The sequence below is a fragment of the Formosa sp. S-31 genome (assembly GCF_051172795.1).
Classification (GTDB): Bacteria; Bacteroidota; Bacteroidia; order Flavobacteriales; family Flavobacteriaceae; genus Formosa.
Window position 1 is genome coordinate 18,188 of the sequence record NZ_JAENDK010000009.1, and the last position, 25,239, is coordinate 43,426.

General features: G+C 32.9%; 22 protein-coding genes and 1 other RNA gene. 17 read left to right on the forward strand and 6 right to left on the reverse strand.

All coding sequences use genetic code 11. The features are described 5' to 3' along the window. Positions 1 to 94: 94 nt before the first annotated feature. Together I3217_RS13610 and I3217_RS13615 are read right to left on the reverse strand one after the other, a co-directional pair. Entirely contained in the window at positions 95 to 760 is a 666-nt protein-coding gene (locus I3217_RS13610; protein ID WP_435050322.1) for a NeuD/PglB/VioB family sugar acetyltransferase, read from the reverse strand. A gap of 5 nt (positions 761 to 765) precedes the next feature. Beyond that, positions 766 to 1,374 (reverse strand): sugar transferase, encoded by a 609-nt coding sequence (locus I3217_RS13615; protein ID WP_435050323.1) that lies wholly within the window; start codon positions 1,372 to 1,374, stop codon positions 766 to 768. A 370-nt stretch (positions 1,375 to 1,744) separates the two neighbouring features. Between I3217_RS13615 and I3217_RS13620 the strand changes: the two genes are divergently transcribed. The 4 genes from I3217_RS13620 (at position 1,745) to I3217_RS13635 (ending at position 6,281) form a co-directional block, all read left to right on the forward strand. Continuing rightward, positions 1,745 to 2,821: a GNAT family N-acetyltransferase gene (locus I3217_RS13620; RefSeq protein ID WP_435050324.1), complete on the forward strand. Its 1,077-nt coding sequence runs from the start codon at positions 1,745 to 1,747 to the stop codon at positions 2,819 to 2,821. A gap of 40 nt (positions 2,822 to 2,861) precedes the next feature. Beyond that, entirely contained in the window at positions 2,862 to 3,476 is a 615-nt protein-coding gene (locus tag I3217_RS13625; RefSeq protein WP_435050579.1) for a sugar transferase, read from the forward strand. A 380-nt stretch (positions 3,477 to 3,856) separates the two neighbouring features. Next, entirely contained in the window at positions 3,857 to 5,545 is a 1,689-nt protein-coding gene (locus I3217_RS13630; RefSeq protein ID WP_435050325.1) for a carbamoyltransferase family protein, read from the forward strand. Between the two features lie 10 nt (positions 5,546 to 5,555). Then, positions 5,556 to 6,281, forward strand: coding sequence for a class I SAM-dependent methyltransferase (locus I3217_RS13635; RefSeq protein WP_435050326.1), 726 nt, complete (start codon positions 5,556 to 5,558; stop codon positions 6,279 to 6,281). 15 nt (positions 6,282 to 6,296) lie between these two features. Here the strand turns inward: I3217_RS13635 and I3217_RS13640 are convergent, their stop codons facing one another. Next, a complete protein-coding gene (locus I3217_RS13640) occupies positions 6,297 to 6,902 on the reverse strand; it encodes a sugar transferase (RefSeq protein ID WP_435050327.1) in 606 nt (201 codons plus the stop codon). Between the two features lie 358 nt (positions 6,903 to 7,260). Between I3217_RS13640 and I3217_RS13645 the strand changes: the two genes are divergently transcribed. The 10 genes from I3217_RS13645 to I3217_RS13690 all read left to right on the forward strand — a co-directional run bounded on the left by I3217_RS13645 (position 7,261) and on the right by I3217_RS13690 (position 20,254). Next, on the forward strand, positions 7,261 to 8,382 hold the full coding sequence (locus I3217_RS13645; RefSeq protein WP_435050328.1) for a DegT/DnrJ/EryC1/StrS family aminotransferase: 1,122 nt from the start codon (positions 7,261 to 7,263) through the stop codon (positions 8,380 to 8,382). After that, positions 8,375 to 10,285 carry a polysaccharide biosynthesis protein gene (locus I3217_RS13650; protein ID WP_435050329.1) on the forward strand — a complete coding sequence of 637 codons (1,911 nt, stop codon included), beginning with the start codon at positions 8,375 to 8,377 and terminating at the stop codon, positions 10,283 to 10,285. The genes I3217_RS13645 and I3217_RS13650 overlap by 8 nt, the downstream gene beginning before the upstream one ends. A 7-nt stretch (positions 10,286 to 10,292) precedes the next feature. After that, positions 10,293 to 11,084, forward strand: coding sequence for a polysaccharide biosynthesis/export family protein (locus I3217_RS13655; protein WP_435050330.1), 792 nt, complete (start codon positions 10,293 to 10,295; stop codon positions 11,082 to 11,084). Between the two features lies 1 nt (position 11,085). Further along, a complete protein-coding gene (locus tag I3217_RS13660) occupies positions 11,086 to 13,449 on the forward strand; it encodes a GumC family protein (RefSeq protein WP_435050331.1) in 2,364 nt (787 codons plus the stop codon). Between the two features lie 267 nt (positions 13,450 to 13,716). After that, positions 13,717 to 14,388, forward strand: coding sequence for a Crp/Fnr family transcriptional regulator (locus I3217_RS13665; RefSeq protein ID WP_435050580.1), 672 nt, complete (start codon positions 13,717 to 13,719; stop codon positions 14,386 to 14,388). Between the two features lie 308 nt (positions 14,389 to 14,696). Next, positions 14,697 to 16,091 carry a CmpA/NrtA family ABC transporter substrate-binding protein gene (locus I3217_RS13670; protein ID WP_435050332.1) on the forward strand — a complete coding sequence of 465 codons (1,395 nt, stop codon included), beginning with the start codon at positions 14,697 to 14,699 and terminating at the stop codon, positions 16,089 to 16,091. Between the two features lie 27 nt (positions 16,092 to 16,118). Beyond that, positions 16,119 to 17,216, forward strand: a complete 1,098-nt coding sequence (locus I3217_RS13675) for an ABC transporter permease (protein ID WP_435050333.1) — start codon at positions 16,119 to 16,121, stop codon at positions 17,214 to 17,216. Between the two features lie 20 nt (positions 17,217 to 17,236). Beyond that, positions 17,237 to 18,082, forward strand: a complete 846-nt coding sequence (locus I3217_RS13680; protein ID WP_435050334.1) for an ABC transporter ATP-binding protein — start codon at positions 17,237 to 17,239, stop codon at positions 18,080 to 18,082. A gap of 9 nt (positions 18,083 to 18,091) precedes the next feature. Then, positions 18,092 to 18,916, forward strand: a complete 825-nt coding sequence (locus tag I3217_RS13685; protein ID WP_435050335.1) for an ABC transporter ATP-binding protein — start codon at positions 18,092 to 18,094, stop codon at positions 18,914 to 18,916. Between the two features lie 30 nt (positions 18,917 to 18,946). Further along, positions 18,947 to 20,254: an alginate export family protein gene (locus I3217_RS13690; RefSeq protein WP_435050336.1), complete on the forward strand. Its 1,308-nt coding sequence runs from the start codon at positions 18,947 to 18,949 to the stop codon at positions 20,252 to 20,254. Positions 20,255 to 20,327: 73 nt separating this feature from the next. On the opposite strand, the gene fsa is transcribed toward I3217_RS13690, so the two are convergent. The 3 genes from fsa to ffs form a co-directional block, all read right to left on the reverse strand. Further along, on the reverse strand, positions 20,328 to 20,981 hold the full coding sequence (gene fsa / locus I3217_RS13695) for a fructose-6-phosphate aldolase (RefSeq protein WP_435050337.1): 654 nt from the start codon (positions 20,979 to 20,981) through the stop codon (positions 20,328 to 20,330). 113 nt (positions 20,982 to 21,094) lie between these two features. After that, positions 21,095 to 21,898 (reverse strand): SDR family oxidoreductase, encoded by an 804-nt coding sequence (locus I3217_RS13700; protein WP_435050338.1) that lies wholly within the window; start codon positions 21,896 to 21,898, stop codon positions 21,095 to 21,097. A gap of 84 nt (positions 21,899 to 21,982) precedes the next feature. Then, positions 21,983 to 22,081, reverse strand: an RNA gene (gene ffs, locus I3217_RS13705) — signal recognition particle sRNA small type. Positions 22,082 to 22,168: 87 nt separating this feature from the next. Between ffs and I3217_RS13710 the strand changes: the two genes are divergently transcribed. The 3 genes from I3217_RS13710 to I3217_RS13720 all read left to right on the forward strand — a co-directional run bounded on the left by I3217_RS13710 (position 22,169) and on the right by I3217_RS13720 (position 25,235). Further along, positions 22,169 to 23,206: a glutaminyl-peptide cyclotransferase gene (locus I3217_RS13710; protein WP_435050339.1), complete on the forward strand. Its 1,038-nt coding sequence runs from the start codon at positions 22,169 to 22,171 to the stop codon at positions 23,204 to 23,206. A gap of 3 nt (positions 23,207 to 23,209) precedes the next feature. After that, a complete protein-coding gene (locus tag I3217_RS13715; protein WP_435050340.1) occupies positions 23,210 to 23,599 on the forward strand; it encodes an acyl-CoA thioesterase in 390 nt (129 codons plus the stop codon). A gap of 79 nt (positions 23,600 to 23,678) precedes the next feature. Next, positions 23,679 to 25,235, forward strand: a complete 1,557-nt coding sequence (locus tag I3217_RS13720) for a hypothetical protein (protein WP_435050341.1) — start codon at positions 23,679 to 23,681, stop codon at positions 25,233 to 25,235. Positions 25,236 to 25,239 lie beyond the last annotated feature (4 nt).

The window sequence follows — 25,239 nt, forward strand, 5'->3', positions numbered from 1 at the left end:
TCACAAAGTAAACTTATTAAAATAACTTGGAATATTCTTTGAATATAAAGCATATAAAATTATAGAAGTAAACAACTAGATTCATAAGCCAAGCTTAATTAATTATCAGGGGAATAGCAGGGTCCTTATAGCGTAACACTTTAGCAGGATTTCCACATACCACGGCATAATCCGGAACTTCTCTAATTACAACTGAACCCGCTCCTATTAAACACTCTATACCTAGTTTAGATATACCAGTCATTATGGTTGAACCTAGACCTAAAAAAGCCCTTTCCCCAATACTTAAGCTCGCACCTACATGAACACCGGAAGACATAAAAACACTTTTACCAATTTTAGTATGATGTCCTATTGTTGTTCCCATATTAACCATAAAATAATCTCCTATCGTCACATATGGCATTACTGAGTTTCCTGGTAACATATAAATAGCTTCACCTAGAATAACATTAGGGCTAATTATTACTGATGGATGTATATAATTAGGTGTATTATAACCTTCTAACTTTAATGAAGACAAATATTCCTGTCTAATTACATTATTTCCTATTGGACAATAAATATCGGTATAGTTGTCTTTAAACTTTTTGGAAAACAAATCTCCATACTTGCCAATCACTTTCACCCCCCTAATTTCTGTACCCTGAATTTCATCTTTATCATCTATAAAACCATGAATTTCTATACCTGCTTCTTTCAAATAAGCGGTATAAATTTCTCCATGAGTACCTGCTCCTATAATAACTGCCTTTTTCATTATACTTATACCTTATTCCCTTTAAATGGTGCCATATTTAATCCTTCCGATTGATTTACATTTTCCCTCATAACCACTTTCTTGATTGTTAGTAAAATGATTTTTAAATCTGTTCGAAAAGTCACATTATTTACATACCAAACATCTAAATTAAACTTTTCTTCCCAAGACAGTGAATTTCTGCCGTTAACCTGTGCCCATCCCGTTATGCCCGGGCGTTTACTATGCCGTTGCTTTTGATAATCATTATAGTAGACTAGGTATTTTACAAGTAACGGTCTTGGCCCAATTAAACTCATATCTCCCTTTAACACATTAAAAAGTTGCGGTATTTCGTCTAAAGAAACGGCTCTAATAAAAGCACCTATTTTATTAATACGTAAATGATAAGGTAATAGCTCCCCGTTTTCATCTACTTCATCAGTCATTGACTTGAATTTTATAAGATTAAATATCTTTTCATCCTTACCTGGTCGTTTTTGTCTAAAAAAAGGATTTCCTTTAAAAGTTACACTCAATACAACAACTAAAATTAAAAAAACTGGGATTAAGATTATAAGAGCAAAAACTGCAACAACAACATCAATTATCCGTTTAAAAATTTTATCATACATATATGTTGCTGTTATAAATTTTTAAAATCATACATTACATTACATTACATTATTTAAGTCTATTTTTTTCTCAATAAAAAATCACAACATTTTAAGAAAAACTAAATACTTTCAACCGAATAAATATACTAAAATATCACTCCCTCTCAAACTGATTATAAAGGTTTTAAACTAAAAGTTCAACTAAATTCAATTAAAATAAAAATTCACAAAAACAGTCTAGGAGACAATAACATTATTGCTAATAAATTTTATTTTAAAAAAAATAAACATTATAATTAAACCTCTGATTACATTACAATTATTTACCTTTAGCTTATATATACCAATAATATTACTAACAATTGTCCCAATAAACTGAAGTATTAATATGTGCCTATACAAACTAGAACATCTGTTAATATCCAATTCCATAGACATAAATACTTACCAATTAATTTTAGATGAATTTTCATCTAAAACCCCATTTTACTCCCTTGAATATTTAGATCATAATAAATCCGGAAACTTAAGTTATTTTGTTTTTAAAAAACATAATAAACCTTTAGCATTACTTCCTATTTATTTAAATCCCTCACCCAATAAATTCAATGACATACAATATTACGATGCCATATCTCCCTATGGTTATAGTGGCCCTCTGTATCAGGATGTCATTTCAGAGAATGAAATAACCCTATTTTGGAATTACGTAGACCAATGGTATTTAAAAAATAATGTTATAACAGAATTTATCAGGTTTAGCTTAAATAACAATTATTTAAATTATAGTGGACTTCTTATTCCATCTTTAAAAAATATTACGGGAGAGCTTACCTCCTACAATGAGATCTGGTCTAATTTTAAGCAAAAAGTTAGAAACAATTACCGAAAAGCACTCTCTTCTAAATTAAGCATCAAAATATATTATAAGGAAATTTCTTTAAAACATATTCGGGAATTTTACAATATTTATATAAACACTATGATTAGAAAGGAAGCAACAGATTCTTTTTTTCATGATATAGATTATTTTGTCAACCTCATAAACAACAATAAATCTAATGTTATTTTAGCCATCGTATATAAACAGTCCCTACCTGTTTCTACAGAACTTATTTTAACTGTAAACAAAAAACTCTATTCTTATTTGGGTGGTACTATGGAAACCTTTTTTGATTGCAGACCAAACGATTATTTAAAAAATGAAATTATCAAATGGGCTATTGACAATAATTTTGACTTCTATTGTCTAGGAGGAGGACGAAAAGACCTAGATGGACTTTATCATTACAAAAAATCATTTTTCCCTAAGGATAAAGAAGAAATTTATTATACGGGCCGGAAGGTTATAAATCGTAAAATTTATAATTTACTATTAAGTGAGCACAACCTTAATTACGAGGAATTAGAACATTTAATTACAATTCCTAAAATATATTTCCCCTTTTATAAACCTCAAACATAGACTTAATAACTGGTACACTAATAAACAAAAGCGAATGACCTTGTATAAATCTTTTTTTAAACGATTTATTGACTTTATAATTGCTGTAAGTGGATTCATTACCCTATTACCTGTTTTTATTATACTAACATTAATTCTATTAATTACCAACCAAGGAAAACCATTTTTTACACAAAAACGACCAGGTAAGAATGAAAAAATATTTAAGATTATTAAATTTAAATCAATGACTGATGCGAAAGACAAAAACGGTAATCTTTTACCTGAATCAAAACGGATTACTAAAATTGGAAAATTCATAAGAAAAACTTCTCTTGATGAAATTCCACAACTTATAAATATTATTATCGGGGATATGAGTATAATTGGCCCCAGGCCATTATTAGTCAACTATCTTCAATACTACAATACAATACAAAAACACAGACACGATATTAGACCCGGAATTACTGGGTGGGCTCAGGTTAATGGCAGGAATACTTTAAATTGGGAAGACCGCTTTAATCACGATGTTTGGTATGTTGATAATCTATCTCTAAAACTGGATTTAAAAATTATTTTTCTAACCATAAAAAAAGTTCTTAAAAGAGAGGATATTTACGATTTAGAACAGGTAGAACTTAAAGAATTCAAAGGTACGACAAACAACTTATAACCAAACTTTTAATAATCAAATATCTCGTACCTAATATCTGAAATTTAAATTTAATGCGTACTACAAACCTTTCAAAGGAAATTAACAACCCTTTAAAGAAAATATTTGAAAACCATATTTGAATTCATGATGTTTACTATAAAAATCAATAGCCTTATAAGAAGCCTTATTTTCTAATTTTCACACATAAACAATCAAAAACTTAATAGTTTGACATCGGTCTACTTTTCTATTTCTATGAAATTAACAGTCGAAAACACAAGACTAAATTTAAATCTTTTAAGTTTAAATAGTTTAACGAAAAAGATAAAAAAGCTAAACTAGAGGTCTATATATTAATAACTAAACTATTTTGCATTAACCACCTTTCATTTTAAATTATGGTGATACTGGGCCTCAACTATTATTTTCACGATTCCACTGCTTGTATAATAAAAAACGGAGAATTAATCGTTGCTATTGAAGAAGAACGGTTAAACAGAGACAAGCATACCAGAGTTTTTCCTTCACTAGCCATAGAGCGATGTCTAAAAATTGCTAATCTAGAATATAACGACATAGACCATATAGCTGTATCTATAAAGCCTAATCATAATTTAGGAAAAAAAATCATTCATGGACTTACTCATTTAAAAACAATCAAACCCTTTATCAATCACGAGCTGGTACATGGATACAACAAACAGAAAAGTTTCTGGAACTGGCATAGCTATCATTGGCCCTCTAAAAAACAAGGCCCGAAAGTTCATTTTATTCCACACCATTATTGCCATGCTCCTGGAAGCTTTTTTGTTTCCCCGTACGAAGAGGCTGCCTTATTAAGCATTGACGGATCTGGAGAATGGGCTACTTCCTGGTTAGGGTACGGAAAAGGAAATAACATTACTTGCTTAGGGCAAAGTTTTTTCCCGCATTCTTTAGGATCATTTTATGAAGCTGTTACGCAATTTTGTGGATTTAGAACTAGTTATGACGAAGGAAAAACCATGGGTTTGGCTCCAATGGGAGATTCTTCTGTGTTTTTTAATGAGGTAGATAAAATTATATCCATTAGTAAAGAAGGAGAAATTTCCATAGACTTATCTTATTTTAATTACCAGAACATGAGCTGGAAAAGATGCTCTGAAAAATTTTATAAAATTTTTGGCTCTCCAAGGCAAAAAAATGCCCCGTTTGAAAAACACCATTTGGATATAGCTGCTGCATTTCAACGTGTTTTAGAAAATAAAGTATTAGAAATATGTAATATAATACACTCAAAGACACAAACCGATTATCTTGTTATATCCGGAGGAGTATCTCTTAATAGTGTAATGAACGGAAGGATTGTTAAGGAAAGTCCTTTTAAAGACATTTATGTTATGCCTGCGGCTGGAGACAACGGAACCGCTATCGGCGCAGCCTTTTATTTGTACAATTCTATTTTAAATTACCCCAGATCTTACATTCATTTAAATCCATACATTGGCACAACTTATTCAAATTCCGAAATAGAAATGGTCTTAAAAGGAGCTAAACTAAATTACGAAACCTTTGAAGATATTTGCGAGGAGGCGGCTAAACTTTTAGAAAAAGGCAACATAATAGGATGGTTTCAAGGTCCAATGGAAATTGGTCCACGTGCCCTTGGCAGCCGTAGTATTTTAGCAAACCCAGCTTATCCTAACATGAAAGACAAAATAAATGCTGAAGTAAAATTTAGAGAAGCTTACCGTCCTTTTGCCCCCTCCACCATAGTGGAAGCTAAAAACGATTTCTTCGACTTAGATGTTGAAGCTCCTTTTATGCTAAAAGTATGTAATGTATTAAAAGATAAGCAATCTATGATTCCTGCGGTAACACATGTAGATGGTAGTGCCAGATTACAAACTGTTAGGCGCGAATTACATCCTCTATATTACGATTTGATAAAAAAACTTGGAGAACGCACCGGAGCTCCAGTAGTATTAAATACTAGTTTCAATATTCAAGGAGAACCTGTGGTAGAGTCCCCTCAGGATGCTTTAAGATGCTTTTTTTCCACAGGCTTGGACTATCTTGTAATAGGAAATTATTTAATTTCAAAATAACTATTTTACGATGAATAATTTTTCTAAGACGTTTGAAAGTCATACTTTAAAATACTGGTCAAATCGAAAAAACATAAATAAGGCTGAGCAATATATTTTTTCAAAGTATCTGAAAAACAAAAATAATTCCATTTTAGATGCAGGAACGGGTTCAGGAATACTAGCCTTCTATTTCGAACAGGCACTCGGTTTTAAAAACATTGTAGCTTTCGATATTATTCCTAAAATGATAGATATTGCCAAAGAAAAAGCTTCAATAATAAAATCTAATATAAATTTTCAAGTCGCGGATGCCTCTTCTTTACAAACCTTAAAAGATGAATCTTTTGACTATTTATGCTACCTGCAACAAATTATTTGTATGGTCCCTCAATCGAAATTAAATGATGCGCTAAAAGAAGCCCACAGACTGGGAAAGAAAGATAGTCTCTACTTTTTTAGTTTTTTAAACTGGAATTCCAGATGGTATAACCCTTTTTTAAGCTTCGCTTTAAATTCCACAAGATTTTTAAAAGGTAATCCCTTTCAGAAATACTATCTTCCAGAAGTAAAACTGAAAGGAAAATTAAATTTAGATTTTTTTAAATCAGACCAACATCCTATACTTTGGATTAAGAAGAATGATATAGAAAAACTACTCCATAAAAATGGATTTTCAATAGAATCAATTTTTACAGAATACGAATTAACTAACAAAAAGGGATCTAATATTTATGTTATCTGTTCTAAAAGTTAATCTTATAATCACATATTAAGATCCAACAAAATCTTCAACAAAACCTTGCGTATCATTATAAACACCTTCCTTTGAAAACACGGTGCGTACCGTGCTCAACAGAATCCTACAATCTAACAGAAAACTATAATTTTCAACATACCAAATATCGTGGGTAAATTTTTCTTCCCAACTTAAAGTATTCCTACCATTAACCTGAGCCCACCCTGTTATTCCTGGTTTTACATCATGTCTTTTTCTTTGTTCATTAGAATAATAAGGTAAATATCTGATTAACAACGGCCTTGGTCCTATCAAACTCATTTCCCCTCTTAAAACGTTAATTAGTTGCGGAATTTCATCCAAAGAGTAATCCCTAATAAATTTTCCTATTTTGGTTAACCTGTCTCTTTCCGGTAATAATTTGCCCTTTTTATCTACTTCTTCAGTCATCGATCTAAATTTGATAATTTTAAAAACTTGCTCATTTTTACCTGGACGTTCTTGTATAAAAAAGGGTTTACCTTTATTTATCCAAAACAAAATCACTGTAAGTATTAGCAAAATTGGAGATAAAAAAATTATAACCAAGATGGCTATAACAAAATCTAGAAAGGGTTTAAATAAAAACTTATAGGGCATAAAGAATAACATATAAGTTCTAAATCAATTAGATTTAAACTCAATATGTCAAAATTAACACCTTTTTAAACTTTTCCTAATTATTTCATTGATTTTTGAAATTTAAATTCTATTGATAATTTATTACATAAAATAATTTTCAAGACTTCACTAAACCTATTTTTTTTAAGTAAAATCTTCTAAAATTCTAAACGTAAATATCTGCTATTCATCGGTTTTATTTGTCTAAGTTTAAACATTTTACGGATATTTATATATAACTAATTAATTAAAAGCTCAATCTATCATATCCTTTTTATGTTCCAGATCTTAAGAAAACATAAAAATTGTGGTAATTCATTACGTAACAATTTTGCCTATGAAATCAAAAATATGGTTATCATCTCCTCATATGGGAGGACACGAAATGGAGTTTATTAAAGATGCTTTTAATACGAATTGGATTGCCCCTTTGGGTCCAAATGTTTCCGGATTTGAAAATGATTTAAAAAACTACCTTATTAAAAAAGTCGAAGTTGCAGCTGTAAGTTCTGGCACTGCCGCCTTACATTTAGCCCTTATTTTGTTACAGGTAGGACCTGAAGATGAAGTTATATGTCAATCTAAAACATTTTCTGCTTCTGCGAATCCAATTGTTTACCAAGGTGCTTCTCCTGTTTTTGTAGATAGTGAACGTAAAACCTGGAATATATGTCCGGAATTACTAGAGACAACTATACAGGACCGAATTAAAAAAGGTAAAAAACCAAAAGCCATAATAGCTGTGCATTTATATGGCATGCCTTACCAAACAGAGAAAATTAAAAATATTGGAAAACAATATAACATCCCAGTAATTGAAGATAGTGCCGAAGCTTTAGGTAGTGCTGTAAATAAAGAAAAATGTGGAACATTTGGAGATTTAGCAATATTATCATTTAACGGTAATAAAATAATTACTACCTCTGGAGGTGGTGCCCTTATTTGTAATACTATTACACAAAAAGAAAAAGCTGTTTTCCTATCAACACAAGCAAAAGATCAGGATGTAGCTTATGTACATAGCCAAATTGGATATAATTACAGAATGTCTAACATTATTGCAGGAATTGGGAGAGGACAAATGTTAACTTTAGACAACCACGTTACTAAAAGACGAAACAATTATAAATATTACAAAGAACAACTAAATACAATCCCACAAATTGAATTTTTAAACGAGCCGGAAGGCTATTTTTCAAACCGATGGCTAACTTGTATTTTGCTAGAAAACCAAGCTGATAAAGAGGCTATTAGAATATTATTAGATTCTAATAATATAGAAACCCGGCCACTTTGGAAACCAATGCACCAACAACCTGTTTTTAAAAATGCTCCCAGCTATATTAATGGTGTGTCAGATGATTTGTTTAATAGAGGTTTGTGTTTACCTAGTGGTTCTAATTTAGATAAATCTGATTTAGACAAAGTTATTACTTTAATACAGCAATATTTTGGATAAAATTAATAACATACTATTAAAATTATCGAAACGCTATGCTTCTAAATGGCTGGTCTTATTATTCGATTTATGTTTAGTAGCTATTACATTCTTTTTTGCTTATTTAATTAGATTCAATTTTGAATTATCCTTTGATTTTCTAAAATTTATAAAACAAATCCCTTTTGTTTTACTTGCGGCTGCAATAAGCTTTATCGCCGTTAGCTCTCACAAAGGTGTTGTAAGATTTACAGGGGTAAAAGATGTTATAAACATTATAGTTGGTATTAACCTTTTAGCTACGGTTTTAATAATTACTACACATCTTAGCAGAGAATACAAGTACGATAGTCTTTTTGATATTCCTGGTTCTATTATATATATTCACCTACTGTTAAACATCTTCTTCCTTATTGGGGCCAAGTTCTTTATAAGATCTGTTTACCATAGTATAATCTCAGAACATGCCTTAAATAAAAAAAGAGACAAAGTAATACTTATTTATGGAGCTGGAAATTCGGGTAATATTACATACGATGCCATTACTAATGACCCTAAAAGTAATATAGAAATTTTTGGTTTTATAGATGATAATATCAAAAAAACTGGCAAGAAAATTAATCAACTCGATGTCTATCATCCCTCTAAAATAACCGTCGATTTTATAAAAAAACATAAAATTGATGAGATTATTATTTCCATACAACATATTGCTCCTGAACGATTATTAGATATAACTAAAGACTTTCTCTCTAAATCTATAAAAGTTAAAATAACACCTCCTGTTCAACAATGGATAGATGGTGATTTAACCGTTAGTCAGATTAAAGAAGTTAATATAGAAGATTTATTAGGGAGAGAACCTATTTCTATTGAAAATCCAGTTTTAATAGATGAATACGACAATAAAATTATTTTGATTACAGGGGCAGCAGGGTCTATTGGAAGTGAGATTGCGAGAAAATTAACCAGATTCAATTATAAAAAAATAATACTCTTAGATAATGCAGAATCTCCACTCTATAATTTACAACAAGAATTTATTCAAAAAAATATTAAAAAGTTTGAAATAATTTTGGCTGATGTTAGAAACACCATAAGATTAAACCAAGTTTTCGAGTTATACCGTCCTAACATTGTGTTTCATGCCGCGGCCTATAAACATGTCCCTTTAATGGAACAAAGTCCATTTGAGGCTGTAAGTGTGAATATAAGTGGAACTATAAATATTTCAAATCTATCTATAAAATACGGTTGTCATAAATTTGTTATGGTATCCACAGACAAAGCTGTTAATCCAACCAATGTAATGGGAGCAACAAAACGTATTGCTGAGTTATACATAAGCTGCCTGAATAAAAAAGGGAATACTAAGTTTATCATTACACGATTTGGAAATGTTTTAGGCTCGAACGGCTCTGTAATTCCTTTATTTAAAAAGCAAATTGAAAAAGGCGGTCCTCTAACAGTAACCCACAAAGATATTACCCGCTATTTTATGACGATTCCCGAAGCCTGCTCCTTAGTCTTAGAGGCTGCAGCAATGGGTAGCGGTGGAGAAATTTTTGTTTTTGACATGGGTAAATCAGTTAAAATATTTGATTTAGCTGTAAACATGATAACCTTATCTGGTCTAAAATACCCTGAAGATATTGATATACAAATTACAGGATTACGGCCGGGAGAAAAAATATATGAAGAATTATTGGCTAATGGAGAAAACACCAGACCTACATATCATGAAAAAATAATGATTGCTAAAGCGAGGAAAATTGACACTAAAACCATACTTGAAAAAATCATTGAACTTCATAATTATAACCCTAATTGTCAAGCATTAGAAACTGTATCTAAGATCAAAGAAATTGTTCCTGAATATAAATCGAACAATTCCAAATTTGAAATATTAGATAGTAAATCCTAAACCATTTATGAAATTTTATTGCCAACCTAATCCTATCCAAAACATTACTTTAATAATATTAATCTTAATATTAAGTTCTTGCAGTGCCTCAAGAGAACATTTAGTGTATTTTCAAGATGAACCAGCTTCTGATACAACTGAATTAAATAATTTTGAAATAAAATTTAAAACAGACGATTTATTAACTATTGACGTTTCGGCCTTGGATCCCGAAGCAGCTAGGCCGTTTAATTTACCTGCAGTTTCCTATAACGCTTCTTCTATTTTAGCAGCACAGGGAACCTTAAAAATGCAGACCTACTTAATCGACAATCAGGGTAATATAGAATTTCCTGTATTAGGAACTTTAAAATTAGGAGGCTTAACGAGAAGTGAAGCAAATAACTTTCTAAAAATTAAATTAGAAGAATATTTAAAAGATCCAATAGTAAATATCAGATTAGCCAATTTTACCATTACAGTATTAGGCGAAGTCAACAGACCTGGAACCTATAACGTACAAGACGAAAAGATTTCTTTAAACGAAGCTTTAGGTTTAGCAGGTGATTTAACTATTTACGGTAAAAGAGAAAATGTGTTCTTAATAAGAGAAATAGATGGTCAAAACAGATATTACAAGTTTGACTTAACATCTATCAATGTATTAAACTCTCCTTATTTTTATTTAACCCAGAATGATGTAATTTATGTAGAACCTAATAAATCTAGAATTAGATCTTCCAATTACAATCAAAACAATGTTGTTTTAATTTCTGCAATTGCCACTTTAGCTACCATTACAGCTTTAATCTTTAAATAATATGGACAATCAAAATATAGATAATAACCTTAATCTAAATGACATACTCCACAGGTATGTTTCTCAATGGAAATTCTTTGCTTTATCTGTCTTCCTGTGCTTGTCATTAGCCTTTATTTATTTAAGATATTCAACTAATCAATATAAAAGTTCTGCCATAATTAAAATTAAAGAAGATCAGCAAACCAATAAACTCCCTGAAATATCAGGATTTCAAAATTTCGGAATGTTTGCTGGTGATTTTGGTCAAGTTCAAGATGAATTGGAAATTTTAAAGTCTAAAACTTTAATAGAACAGGTTGTAAAAGATTTAAAATTAAATATCTCGTATTTTGTACAAGGCAGAATAAAGGATAAAGAAAACTATATCGATCCCCCTCTAAGTTTAACTCTTTTTAAAAATGATTCTATTATAAACAAAGTAGATACTACCTTTTATGTTAATATTTTATCTCCATCCGAATTTAAAATCACCAACAAACCATCTACAATTAGTCCTTCAGAAACAGGAACACTTCACCATTTTGGAGATAAAATTAACTCTTCCTTCGGTGGTTTTATTATTACACCAAATTTAGATTCAGATAGTACAGCTCCAGGAACGATAATTGAAGTTAACTTCACTCCCGTAACGAAATTAGTTGAAGGCTATCAAAAAGCATTAGTTTTAGAAAACACAGAAGGTTCTAACATAATAAAACTCTCTTTAAACGGAACCATTAGAGCAAAATCAGAAAACTTTTTAAACAAACTAATTCTTAAATACAATGAGGATGTGGTTAATGATAAAGAAGAAATTATAAAAGTTACTTCTGATTTTATCACTAATCGATTAGATATTGTATCGGAAGAATTAGAAAAAGTTGATTTAACCGCAGAAACATTAAAAAAAGATAATCGTTTATCAGATTTAGCCTCTCAATCCAACATATTCCTTCAATCGGAACGGGAAAACGAATCCAATTTAATAGAGACAACCAATCAGATTCAACTCATTGGGTATATGGAACAGCATTTAAAGGATAATAATGCAAATGGAGATTTACTTCCTGCTAACGTAGGTATTCAAGATCCAACAATAGCACAGGTTACTAGGAGTCATAACGATTTAGTTCTTCAACGCAATCGCATATTAAAAAATTCAAGTGAAAAAAACCCTACGGTTATAAATCTAGACAGCCAAATTAAAGAGTTAAAAGCTAATTTGCAGCAAAGTTTAGCTAATTTAAAATCATCTAGTCAAATTACTCTTAATTCATTAAAAAAAGCAGATTCTAGAATAAACGCTGAAATTTATTCCACACCAACTAAAGAACGTAAATTTAGAGATATTACAAGACAACAAAACATAAAAGAATCTCTCTATCTTTATTTACTTGAGAAACGAGAAGAAACAGCAATTACTTTAGGTATGTCTTCTCCGAATGCAAAAATAATAGATTGGGCTTATAGTTCTAACATTCCAGTAAGTCCCAAAAAAATGATAGTATATCTCGGTGCATTTCTTTTAGGCTTAGGCATTCCTACTGCTCTTATTTACGGAGGAGATTTGCTTGACAACAAAGTTCATTCTAAAAAAGACATAACCAACATTTTAAATATTCCTTATATAGGAGAAATACCTAAATCACCATTAAAGGATGTTCCTGTAAAAAAAGTAGATTACTCCCCAAAAGCAGAATCTTTCAGAATTTTACGTACGAATATTGATTTTATGTTACAAAACATAACTCATAAGTCTAAAATCGTATTTGTTACTTCCACAACCAGTCAGGAAGGTAAATCACACACCTCTGTAAACCTGGCATTATCTCTAGCGCATTCAGAAAAATCTGTATTACTCATCGAAACAGATATCAGAGTACCAAGAGCTTCAAAATATTTAGAAGTTCAAAACAAAACCGGACTTACAGATTTTATAAGTAATAAGAATTTAACACTAGACGATGTCTTAGTTGAGTCTAAAAATAGTCCAAACTTAAAAGTAATTCCTTCAGGAACCATACCGCCTAACCCAGCTGAATTGTTATTAAGCAATAGAGTGGCTGAACTTTTTGAAACAGTGAATAATCAATTTGATTACATTATAGTGGATACAGCCGCTGTAGGTTTAGTTACCGATACCTTATTAATTAGTAAATACGCTGATTTATTTATTTACGTAGTAAAAGCCAATTATTTGGACAAACGAAATTTACACATTGCGCAAACTATGTACAATGAAAAACGTTTACCAAATATGACGATACTTTTAAATAATGCAGATCAGAAAAAAAGTTATGGCTACGGTTATGGTTACGGTTATGGAAAAAATCCAAACAAATTGGAAAAATGGTGGAAAAAATACCTTCCTGCAAAATCATAGATTTAAGCCTAATTAAAAAAATAGTCAATCTTGATTGTAAATTCATTGCTTGATTTTCATTAATCCTATCCTTATTTTTCTGATTAATATTTATTTCTCTATGTAAAATATATTTTTCATAAAAATAATAGCAGCTTAATACACTAAGTATTTTTTACGTATTTTTATTTTCAAAATACTTAAAAACTAATGTCCATTTATAATAAGACATATCAAAACGCTACACCTTTTAAATTAGAGCTTGGATGCCATTCATGTTTAAACACCATGTGTTTGATTAAAAGGAATTTGATATCATTGGAAAGTTGTAACTCTAACATTTCCAAAAGCACTATAAATTGTAAAAAAGGACAACAATTTATTATGGAAGGCGCTCCAGTAAATGGATTATATTTTATCTTAAAAGGCAAAGCCAAAGTATTCCGAACCGGATTAAACGGGAAAGAGCAAATTGTAAGATTTGCAAAAGAAGGTGAAATAATTGGACATCGTGGATTCGGGACCGAAGAATACTACACCATAGGAGCTATAGCATTAGAAAATGCTACATTATGCTATTTTTCAAAACACATACTTCAGGAGATCCTTCATAAAAACCCGGAATTCACCTATGATTTAATGTTATTTTATGCCAACGAGCTTAATAAAAGTGAATCAAAAGTTAAATCCTTATCCCAAATGACTGTTCGGGAACGCCTTGCCGATACCCTACTATATATTCACAGAAAATTTGGCACAGTAAACAGCTATTTGAATCTTCCGCTTAGCCGAAAGGAATATGCCGATTATGCAGGTACATCAGAGGAGCAGGTCATCCGAATATTATCAGCCTTTAAAGCAGAAAACACCATTAAGCTTTTTGGAAAAAAAATAGCTATTCTAGATATTCACAAACTAAAAAGTGAAATAAAAGACCACAACTTCTTTCTTGACAGTTAGAACACAATTTTAGCATACATAATTTCAAACTATCCAGTTCTTCAGGTAATTGAACCTATATATCCATCTATCTTCTAGTTAATTCAATTGTAAAATTTTAGGTAATTATATCTAAAAACACAGAAACCACACTATCACACACGCCAACATAACACCTTGTATTACAAATCAATAACTCAAAAACCTGTGTTATATCATATTTTTTACTATCAAAAAATATAATATATCATGCTATTAGTCATTTACAAACTCAACAACTACTTATAAATTTGAACCATAACTAAGTACTAATACTTAAAAAAATAACTATGAAAGCAATACTAAAACAAATCACTTTAATTTTACCGCTCTCTATTTTACTTTCTGCCTGCGGAGGAAAAGAGAAACAAAACTCTATTGCCGCAAATGTTACTTCAAAACAATCAGCCCCTAATACCTTGTTAATCGAAAAACCCCAACTTACTTTTGGTTTCATTAAACTTACCGATATGGCTCCTTTAGCTATAGCCAAAGAAAAAGGATTTTTTGAAGAAGAAGGCTTATTTGTTTCTATCGAAGCACAATCTAATTGGAAAAATGTTCTTGATCGTGTTATAGACGGGCAACTCGACGGCTCTCATATGTTAGCCGGACAGCCGATTGCTGCAGGTGCTGGATTTGGAAGACAAGCTGAACTTGTAACGCCATTTTCTATGGACTTAAATGGTAATGGTATAACCGTTTCTAATGAAGTTTGGGAAAATATGAAACCAAATATACCTAAGGATTCCGAAGGTAAGCCTGTCCACCCAATAAAAGCAGAAGCGTTAAAACCAGTGATTCAATCTTACAAAAAGCAGGGCAAACCCTTTAAAATGGGTATGGTTTTTCCCGTATCTACACATAACTACGAAATAAGATACTGGCTGGCTGCTGCGGGTATTAATCCTGGGATGTACACTGCGGAAAATGTACAAGGCCAAATAGATGCTGAAGTTCTTCTTTCAGTAACCCCTCCGCCACAAATGCCTGCCACACTTGAAGCTGGGACCATTTATGGATACTGTGTGGGTGAACCGTGGAATCAACAGGCTGTATTTAAAAGTATAGGAGTTCCTGTGGTAACAAATTACGACATATGGAAAAACAACCCTGAAAAAGTGTTTGTTATGACCAAAAAATTTGTAGAAGAAAACCCGAATACCGCTATTGCAGTCACTAAAGCACTAATTAGAGCCGGAAAATGGCTTGATGAACCAGAAAACCGAATGGAAGCAGTCAAAATATTATCCATGTCGCAATATGTTGGAGCTGATGAAGCTGTTTTAGCAAATTCTATGACTGGCACATTTGAATTTGAAAAAGGAGACAAACGCGAAATGCCCGATTTTAATGTGTTTTATAAATATCACGCGACTTACCCTTACTATTCCGACGGTATATGGTTTTTAACTCAAATGCGTCGCTGGGGTCAAATTCCGGAAGCAAAACCTTCAAACTGGTATGAGGAAACTATCAAAAACATATACCGACCAGACATTTGGAAGAAAGCAGCGACTTTGTTAGTTGAAGAAGGTCACATACCAGAATCAGATATCCCTCAAACCGACGGCTACAAACCTGCTACAGCAGATTTTATAGACGGTAAAATTTTCGATGCCAAATCTCCTATTGAATATATTAACAGCTTTAATATTGGAAACAAAGATCTTAGTATACAATAATAATTCCTTTTAAAACACGCATTAGTCATGAAACAAATTATAGCAATAGAGCGCGTTTCCAGATTTATAGGACTAGGTTTTATATTTACGCTAATGGATCGACTTACAGGAAATCTAAAAACACTGGACGTCTCAAAACTGATAAAAAAGACAATAATTCCTTTGGCTTCAATCCTCCTATTTATCGGTTTATGGCACTTAGGCGCAAAAGCCCTTTATAACAGAGAGGCTAACTACAAAATAGAAAAGACTTTGGAAGCACAGGGCATTGAAGCAGCCGAAGCTTTACGAGCATGTATAAACTCAGGAGATATTAGCTGCCAACCCAACAGTTTACCTGCTCCTGGGCAGGTTTGGGATTCTTATAAATCGTTGATAAAAGATCACAATCAAATTTCGGAAGATAAAGCTGCTTTTAAAGTCAAAACCTCAGAAATCAACGCGAAACGCATTGCCAACGGTGAGTCCCCTATTACCTATACAGGAAGACCTTCGTTTATTGACCAGATTATTATGAGCCTGAAAACAGTCTTCGCCGGCTTTCTGCTTGCATTATGTATAGCAGTACCTATAGGTATCTTAATCGGTTTGAGCCCTGTATTAAAAAATGCACTTAACTGGTTCATTCAGATTTTCAAACCTGTTTCCCCCGTTGTGTGGTATTTGTTAGTGTTTATGATTGTAAAAACCATTTTGATAGATTCTTCTGAAGACAGTTCATTCATTATTTCCTTCATAAGTGTTGGTCTCTGTTCTATGTGGGCTACACTGGTTAATACAGCTATGGGTGTAGCATCGGTAGATAAGGACTATCTTAATGTTGCCAAAGTTCTAAAGCTTGGCCCTGTACAAAAGGTTTTTAAAGTTATTTTACCCGCCTCGCTTCCCTTAATTTTCACCGGCTTAAAAATCACCCTTTCCGTTGCCTGGATGGTTTTAATTGCTATCGAATTGTTAGCACAAAGTCCAGGTTTGGGATCTTTTGTTTGGGAAGAATTTCAAAATGGAGCAAATGATTCTAACTCAAAAATCATTGTAGCCATGTTTGTGATAGGCATTATCGGTTTTTTGTTGGACCGCGTTATGCTTACAATTCAAAATTCAGTGTCTTACAACTCCAATTAAACCTTTAAAAATCAAAAACAATGGCATACCTAGAATTAAAACAGGTTTATAAATCTTTCGGTACTAACACTGAAATCTGCAATGTTCTTTCCAACATCAATTTAAGAATTGATGAAGGCGAATTTGTAGCCATAGTTGGCTTTACTGGTAGTGGAAAAACCACTTTGGTAAACCTTATAAATGGTTTAATTTCTCCAACTAAAGGCGAAATTATATTTAAAGGGAAACCCGTTTCAGGTACTAGCCACGAACGCGGTGTAATCTTTCAAAACTACTCGCTTCTTCCTTGGTTAACCGTAGGGCAGAATATTTATATCGCTGTAAAAGAAGTTTTCCCTAAGCTCACTAAAACTCACATACAAACTATAGTAGCTAAGCATGTAGAGATGGTAAATTTAAGCCACGCCATACACAAATATCCTAAAGAACTTTCCGGTGGTATGCGCCAGCGTGTTGCTGTTGCACGAGCATTAGCTATGAAACCTGAAATGATAATAATGGATGAACCCCTTGGAGCCCTGGATGCGCTTACCCGTGGCAACCTTCAAGATGAAATTTTAAATATCTGGGAAAAAGATAAACGCACAGCTTTACTCATTACAAACGATGTAGACGAAGGTATTTACATGGCTGACCGGATTATACCATTATGCCCGGGACCTAACGCAACTCTAGGACCTGAATTTAAAATAAACATAGAACGCCCAAGAGATAAAACCGCTTTAAACGACATACCGGAATTTAAAAACACTCGGAACGAAATTATAGAATTCCTCATGGACATTGGAGACCAAAGAAAATCCAACACTAAAAAGGAATACATATTACCAGATTTACAACCCAGGAATTTTGTTAACCAGTTTTAAAAGATAATTATGAATACAACTTCAATAAAATCAGAATTGGGAGAAAACGGTATTATATATCCCTCAAACAATATTATGCTCGATTTAAAACATTTAAAAAAAGTATACCCAACTCCACAAGGTGATTACACCGTTTTAGAAGATTTAAATCTTCAGATAAAGAGAGAAGAATTTGTCACAATTATTGGCCATTCAGGCTGTGGAAAAACCACCATGCTTTCTATGATTGCCGGACTTAACTCTATATCTGGCGGCAGTATCTCTGTTTTAGGAAACAGCATTAAAGGGCCTGGACCAGATCGCGGGGTAATATTTCAATCACCAAGTTTAATGCCGTGGATGACGGCGTTACAGAATGTATTACTTGGTGTTAACAAAGTCTTTCCTCATGCCACAAAAAACCAGCTAAAAGATATTGCTAAATACTACTTACATAAAGTTGGTCTTGAAGCAGACTTTCATAAAAAAGCATCCTCCTTGTCTCAAGGAATGCAGCAACGTGTTGGTATAGCAAGGGCTTTCGCCATTAAACCAAAAGTTCTATTATTGGATGAACCCTTCGGAATGCTGGATTCATTAACACGCGGAGAATTACAGGACATTCTGATTGAAATCTGGAATAAGGAAAAAATTACCGCGATTATGATTACTCACGATGTGGATGAAGCTATTTTTTTAGCAGACCGCGTAGTAATGATGACAAGTGGACCTAAAGCCAGAATTGGAGATGTTTTAAATATAGATTTTAAAAGGCCCAGAACGCGAAAATCCGTTTTAGAGCATAACAATTATTACAAATACAGAAAACATTTAATAGACTTTTTAGAACACTAAAAACAGAACCAAACCAATAAATCCATAAAAATGAAAAATAAAATTTTAATCACTATCCTGATGATAACGGGATTTCAATTTGCACAGGCCCAGTTTACTTTAGATGGAGAATTCAGGCCAAGAACGGAATATAGACACGGTTTTGGCAGTATAATGCCAGACAATACCGAACCCGGCTTTTCAATTAGTACAAGAGCACGCATTAACGCCGCTTACCAATCCAGTGCTTACACCTTTTACCTTAGTTTTCAAGATGTACTCACCTGGGGGGAAAACAGACAAATAAAACCAGTAGACACCAATAATTCCTTTGCTATTTTTCAAGCCTGGGCTAATATAAAACTCGGTTCAGGATTTTCAACCAAAATCGGACGTCAGGTTATTTCATATGACGATCAACGCATTATGGGCGGCCTGGATTGGGCTCAGCAAGGAAGAAATCATGACGCTGCCCTGGTTCAATATAAAAACGAATCGTTTATGCTAGACTTAGGTTTGGCTTTCAATCAGGATTTCGATGGCATTGCTGGTAATGTCAGCGGATTTGTTAATACAGGGAATGAATATACAGAAGACCCGGGGTTCTTTACTTATAAAGCCATGCAATATCTTTACTTAAAGAAAGAATGGAATACTTTTAAAGCAAGTATATTAGCTTTGAACAATACGTTTCAGGATTTCAGAACCATAGATGGAGAACGCGTTTATGCTGGATACGGCGTTAGTAGCTTACAAACTATTGGTACTCATTTAGAATATACTCCCGGAGCATTTGGAATTACAGGGAATGCCTTTTTACAAACCGGAGACCGGGTAAACGACCTTAGCGTTAAAGGTGCTTATTTATTAGGTCTGGATGCAAGTTACAAAATAACTAAAGGCATTAGTCTGGGCCTTGGATTTGAAATTATTAGCGGTAATGATGCCGATGGCGGTGAAACCGGAGCTTTCTTCCCGCTTTACGGAACTAATCATAAATTCAACGGATTCATGGACTATTTTTATGTTGGAAATCATGCCAACTCCATTGGTTTAGTGGATATCCACGCCAATGCTAATTTTAAATTAAACGAAACTTCTTCTCTATTATTTAAGATTTTACACTTTAGCGGAGAACAGGAATTAGCCAGCGGAGAAAAATCTTTAGGAACAGAATTAGACCTGGTTTACTCAAAATCCTTCAAAGGTTTTGCTCTAAAACTAGGTTACTCCCAGATGTTCGCAGGAGATGGTATGTACGAACTGAAAGGCGTTGCTGAAAACGATGCGGCAAATGCTCAGAACTGGGCCTGGGCCATGTTAATTATGAAACCTAAATTTATAAACGGTACAAATTAAACTGAATATTATTTATAAAAAAACAGGCTGTCTAATTAGACAGCCTGTTTCAATTTATACTAAAAAAAGAAAATTAGTTTCCTTTTTTATAATCTTCTAAGAATTTAGCTAAACCTATGTCTGTTAACGGGTGGTTTAAAAGCCCTTCGATAGAGCTTAATGGACCAGTCATAACATCGGCACCTAATTTAGCACAGTCAATAACGTGCATAGTATGACGAACAGAAGCTGCTAAAATCTGAGTTTCGAATCCATAGTTATCATAGATATGACGGATTTCAGAAATAAGGTTTAATCCATCTGTAGAAATGTCATCTAAACGACCAACAAAAGGAGATACGTAAGTTGCTCCCGCTTTAGCAGCTAAAATAGCCTGACCAGGAGAGAATACTAAAGTTACATTAGTTCTTATTCCTTTTTCAGAAAAATATTTACATGCTTTTACGCCATCTTTAATCATTGGAAGTTTAACAACAATCTGCTCGTGTAATTCAGCTAAAGCTTCTCCTTCTCTAACCATACCTTCGAAATCTGTAGCAATTACCTCTGCACTTACATCACCATCAACAATATTACAGATATCTACATAATGTTTTAAAATGTTGTCATGTCCTGTAATACCTTCTTTGGCCATTAAAGACGGATTAGTTGTAACACCATCTAAAACACCTAATTCCTGTGCTTCTTTAATCTGAGCTAAGTTCGCTGTGTCAATAAAAAATTTCATTATTCTAAGTTTAATTTTAGTTGCAATTTATACACCGCTAATTTACAACTTTAAGACCGCTTTTAATGTGATTTTTAAAAAATTATAACAAAAACTACGAAAACGTTTACGTATTATAACTTATAATGATTTATAAGCAATTTTTCATAAATACGGTCTGGTAAGATGCGTTTTAACACGATGGAAAAAGTCTGCATGAATTCCCCTACCTTATAATGTATTTTAGGTTTTTTAGTATTAATAATATTATAAATAGCCTGAGCCATAACTTTAGGATCTTTACCAGAATCTACATGAGAATCCATTAACTTCAGGGTATTACCATAGGATTGTTTATACGGAGAATCTTCAAGGACTGGAGCATGAAAACGACCGGAGGCAATATTGGTTGCAAAATCGCCCGGTGCAACATTGGTCATTTTAATATTAAAATCTTTAAGCTCCATATTATATGCTTCAGTAACCAACTCTAAAGCCCCCTTACTGGCACTATAAATTCCACGGTAAGGCAATCCCATATAACCCGCTATGGAAGTCACATTTATAATTAAACCTGCACCTTGTTTTCGCATTTGAGGTAAGACGGCTTTAATGACTTCCAGCGGACCAAAGAAATTAGTTTCGAAATTATTTTTAATTTCCGCCATCGGGATTTCTTCTATTGGTCCCGTAATTCCAACTCCAGCATTATTTATTAAAACATCCAGTTTACCTTCTAACTCTAAAAGCGATTGCACACAGGTCTGAATGGTATCGGCATCTCTAACATCAAGTTTTAAAATAGGAAAACTACTGGAAGCATAACGTTCAGGCGATCTGCTGGTACCGTAAACCACAAAACCTTTTTCCTTTAAAAATTCGCCAATAGATTTTCCTATACCAGAAGAACCTCCTGTAATTAAAACAACTTTAGACATAATAATTTGGATTGTTAACGCGCCAAAAATACAATTTTTTAAACCGTAAAAAGAAGTGAATTTTACGAAACAATAAGGCACAAAAAAAGGCAAGCTACCTACATCACACCGCTACGACCATCTACCTTTGCTGCGTTCCCGCCCTGGAGGATTCAACAGGAGCTGGTTGTGTAGGACTTGCCGCTGCAAAGATACATCCTTTTTATTTTTACGCAATGATTTTTTAAACTGATTTTTAATAAATACCTTGCTTTAAATTAAATTTCAAAGATGAAAACAACCAACATACTCACTATCACTTTTTTATATGTTTTATTATTTTCCTGCGGCAGTAGCTCCAACGATAAAAAAAGTGATTTTTCTATAAAAACTAATGCTCCTGGCAACGGGATTTCCTTGCATGAGACCCTAAATGTATCTCTAAAAAATCCGAAAAACATCGCGTTCGACTCGGTTGCTTATTTTTTAAATGATATAAAAATCACCCCTTCCACACCTTTAAATGAACAAAAATTAGGGAAGCAAATTATTAAAGCTACAGTATATTTAAACGGAGAATCGCAAACCGTAACACAACCGCTTTTAATATTAAACGATACACCGCCTACCGTATACAATTTCGAATTATTAAACGAATATCCTCACGATATAACATCATACACTCAAGGCTTAGAATTTTACAATAAAAAATTATACGAAAGTACCGGACAATATAAAGAATCTAAACTGAGACAAGTAGATTTTAAAACCGGGGAAGTATTAAAAAACATAAATCTGGCCAACGAATATTTTGGCGAAGGCCTAACTATTTTAAACGACAATTTATACCAGCTTACCTGGCAAAAAGGAACCGGATTTGTGTACGACGTAAACACGCTTGAAAAGAAATCGACCTTTAAATACAATAATAGTAAAGAAGGCTGGGGACTTTGTAACGATGGCAAAATACTTTACAAAAGCGATGGTACAGAAAAAATCTGGATTCTGGACCCTGAAACTCTAGAAGAAAAAGATTACATTCAGATATATACAAATAAGGGAAAAATTGGTCGTGTAAACGAACTGGAATGGATAGACGGTAAAATTTATGCAAACATTTACCAAAAAGACGGAGTGGCTATAATAAACCCTAAAAACGGTGCTGTAGAAGGTGTTATCGATTTTTCTTCTTTAAAGAAAAAAGTTACGCAACATCAAGGCTTAGATGTTTTAAATGGCATGGCCTTTAATCCGGACACGAAAACCCTGTTTATTACAGGTAAACGCTGGGATAAAATGTTTGAAGTAAAGGTTACACCTAAAAACTAAGGTATGAAATCTTACCAATTAAGCGTTACCGTTACCCAGGACGACCTGGACGATTTAAACCATGTAAACAATGTACGCTATCTGGACTGGGCGCAAGACATCGCTAAAGCACACTGGAAAGCTGCTGCTACCCCAGAAATGCAGGAATTATACATTTGGGTTGTTATAGAACATCATATTTACTATAAAGGAGAAGCGCTTTTAGGCGATAAGCTCATGTTAAAAACTTATATAAAGGAAGCTTCCGGAGTAAAATCCATCCGAATTGTAGAACTGTACAATGAAGCTACAAATAAGCTTTTATTTACAGCAGAAACGCATTGGTGCTTAATCCATACACAAACCAAACGCCCATATCGCATCCCCGAAGATGTTAAAGCTATTTTTCAATAAAACAGCCTTATTTAAAAAATCTTCTTTTTTAAAATTTTAAATTTACCCTTTCCTCAATTCAAAGGAATAACCAAATATTATGAAACGTATCTTCTACTTTTTTTGTTGTCTTATATTTTTATCGCTTTGGAGTTCCTGCCGTAAGGATTTCGATTTTTCACCAAGTAAAGGTCAGCTTAGCTTTTCCAGAGATACCATATATTTAGATACTGTATTTTCAAATATAGGTTCCAGCACATATAATCTAAAAGTATACAACAACAGCAACGAAGATATTGTTATTCCATCGTTACAATTGCAACGAGGAGAAAATTCCGGCTACCGTTTAAATGTTGACGGAATACCGGGAAAATCTTTCGAAAACATAGAAATCCTTGCAAAAGACAGTATGTATGTTTTTATTGAAACCACTATAGATTATAACGATTTTAAAAATACTGAAAACACCTATTTGTATACCGATCAGATTGCATTCGATTCTGGAGCTAATCAGCAAACTATAGAATTGGTAACTTTAGTACAGGACGCTACATTCATTTACCCTTCCAAAGACAATGACGGGCTGATTGAAACTTTGAGTGTAGAAGTTAATGGAGAAGTATTAGAATCTAATATCCAAGGGCGTTATTTAACCGATGAAGAATTAACCTTTACTAACGAAAAACCTTATGTAATCTATGGATATGCTGCCGTAGACAACACCAAAACACTAACAATTAATGCTGGTGCCAGATTACATTTCCATGCCAATTCCGGATTATTTATAGCTGAAGGCGCTTCTATTCATGTAAACGGGACTTATAGTAATGATCAGGAAACCCTTGAAAATGAAGTAATTTTTGAAGGGGATCGTATGGAACCTCTTTTTGCAGATATACCAGGACAATGGGGTACAATCTGGTTATTTAACAATAGTACTAACAATCATTTTAATTATGCCACCATAAAAAATGCGACCATAGGCATTTTAAGTGAAGGGAATCCAAACGAGGAAAAATTAACCTTAACTAACACACAAATCTACAATAGCAGTAATTTTGGTATTTTAGGAAGAAACACCTCTATTACGGCCAATAACCTGGTTATTAACAACAGCGGTCAAACCTCATTCGCTGCTACTTTGGGCGGAAAATACAATGTTACTCATAGTACCATTGCCAATTACTGGAGAAGTAGCTTCAGACAATATCCTGCGCTGTTAATCAATAATTTTGAACTGGATGAAAATGACACTGCCTATTTAGCCGATTTAAACGAAGCTAACTTTAATAACTGTATCATTTTTGGAAATGATAATCCGGAATTTATAATTGATGAACTTGAAGATGATGCCGTAGTATTTAATTTTAAGTTTACCAATTGTCTGGCGCGTTTTCAAAAATCAGCCTCGAATAATTTTGATGGTTCTAATTACGATTTTGAAAACACGGAGCATTATGAAAACATGATTTTAAACGAAGCCCCGGATTTTAAAAACCCGGAGGAAAACGAACTGATTATAGGTGATAATTCAGCTGCCAAAAATGCCGGTTCGACTTTATTTTCGAATCTTGTTCCATTCGATATATTAAACATTAACAGGACTTCCAATCCTGATCTGGGAGCTTACCAACACGTCATTTTCGAAGAAGATTAAACGG

Bases quoted from the DNA above. Each gene is read 5' to 3' on its own strand.
- I3217_RS13610 (WP_435050322.1), bottom strand. From the start codon at position 760: ATGAAAAAGGCAGTTATTATAGGAGCAGGTACTCATGGAGAAATTTAT.
- I3217_RS13615 (WP_435050323.1), bottom strand. From the start codon at position 1,374: ATGTATGATAAAATTTTTAAACGGATAATTGATGTTGTTGTTGCAGTT.
- I3217_RS13620 (WP_435050324.1), top strand. From the start codon at position 1,745: ATGTGCCTATACAAACTAGAACATCTGTTAATATCCAATTCCATAGAC.
- I3217_RS13630 (WP_435050325.1), top strand. From the start codon at position 3,857: ATGGTGATACTGGGCCTCAACTATTATTTTCACGATTCCACTGCTTGT.
- I3217_RS13635 (WP_435050326.1), top strand. From the start codon at position 5,556: ATGAATAATTTTTCTAAGACGTTTGAAAGTCATACTTTAAAATACTGG.
- I3217_RS13640 (WP_435050327.1), bottom strand. From the start codon at position 6,902: ATGCCCTATAAGTTTTTATTTAAACCCTTTCTAGATTTTGTTATAGCC.
- I3217_RS13645 (WP_435050328.1), top strand. From the start codon at position 7,261: ATGAAATCAAAAATATGGTTATCATCTCCTCATATGGGAGGACACGAA.
- I3217_RS13655 (WP_435050330.1), top strand. From the start codon at position 10,293: ATGAAATTTTATTGCCAACCTAATCCTATCCAAAACATTACTTTAATA.
- I3217_RS13660 (WP_435050331.1), top strand. From the start codon at position 11,086: ATGGACAATCAAAATATAGATAATAACCTTAATCTAAATGACATACTC.
- I3217_RS13665 (WP_435050580.1), top strand. From the start codon at position 13,717: ATGTGTTTGATTAAAAGGAATTTGATATCATTGGAAAGTTGTAACTCT.
- I3217_RS13670 (WP_435050332.1), top strand. From the start codon at position 14,697: ATGAAAGCAATACTAAAACAAATCACTTTAATTTTACCGCTCTCTATT.
- I3217_RS13675 (WP_435050333.1), top strand. From the start codon at position 16,119: ATGAAACAAATTATAGCAATAGAGCGCGTTTCCAGATTTATAGGACTA.
- I3217_RS13680 (WP_435050334.1), top strand. From the start codon at position 17,237: ATGGCATACCTAGAATTAAAACAGGTTTATAAATCTTTCGGTACTAAC.
- I3217_RS13685 (WP_435050335.1), top strand. From the start codon at position 18,092: ATGAATACAACTTCAATAAAATCAGAATTGGGAGAAAACGGTATTATA.
- I3217_RS13690 (WP_435050336.1), top strand. From the start codon at position 18,947: ATGAAAAATAAAATTTTAATCACTATCCTGATGATAACGGGATTTCAA.
- fsa (WP_435050337.1), bottom strand. From the start codon at position 20,981: ATGAAATTTTTTATTGACACAGCGAACTTAGCTCAGATTAAAGAAGCA.
- I3217_RS13700 (WP_435050338.1), bottom strand. From the start codon at position 21,898: ATGTCTAAAGTTGTTTTAATTACAGGAGGTTCTTCTGGTATAGGAAAA.
- I3217_RS13710 (WP_435050339.1), top strand. From the start codon at position 22,169: ATGAAAACAACCAACATACTCACTATCACTTTTTTATATGTTTTATTA.
- I3217_RS13715 (WP_435050340.1), top strand. From the start codon at position 23,210: ATGAAATCTTACCAATTAAGCGTTACCGTTACCCAGGACGACCTGGAC.
- I3217_RS13720 (WP_435050341.1), top strand. From the start codon at position 23,679: ATGAAACGTATCTTCTACTTTTTTTGTTGTCTTATATTTTTATCGCTT.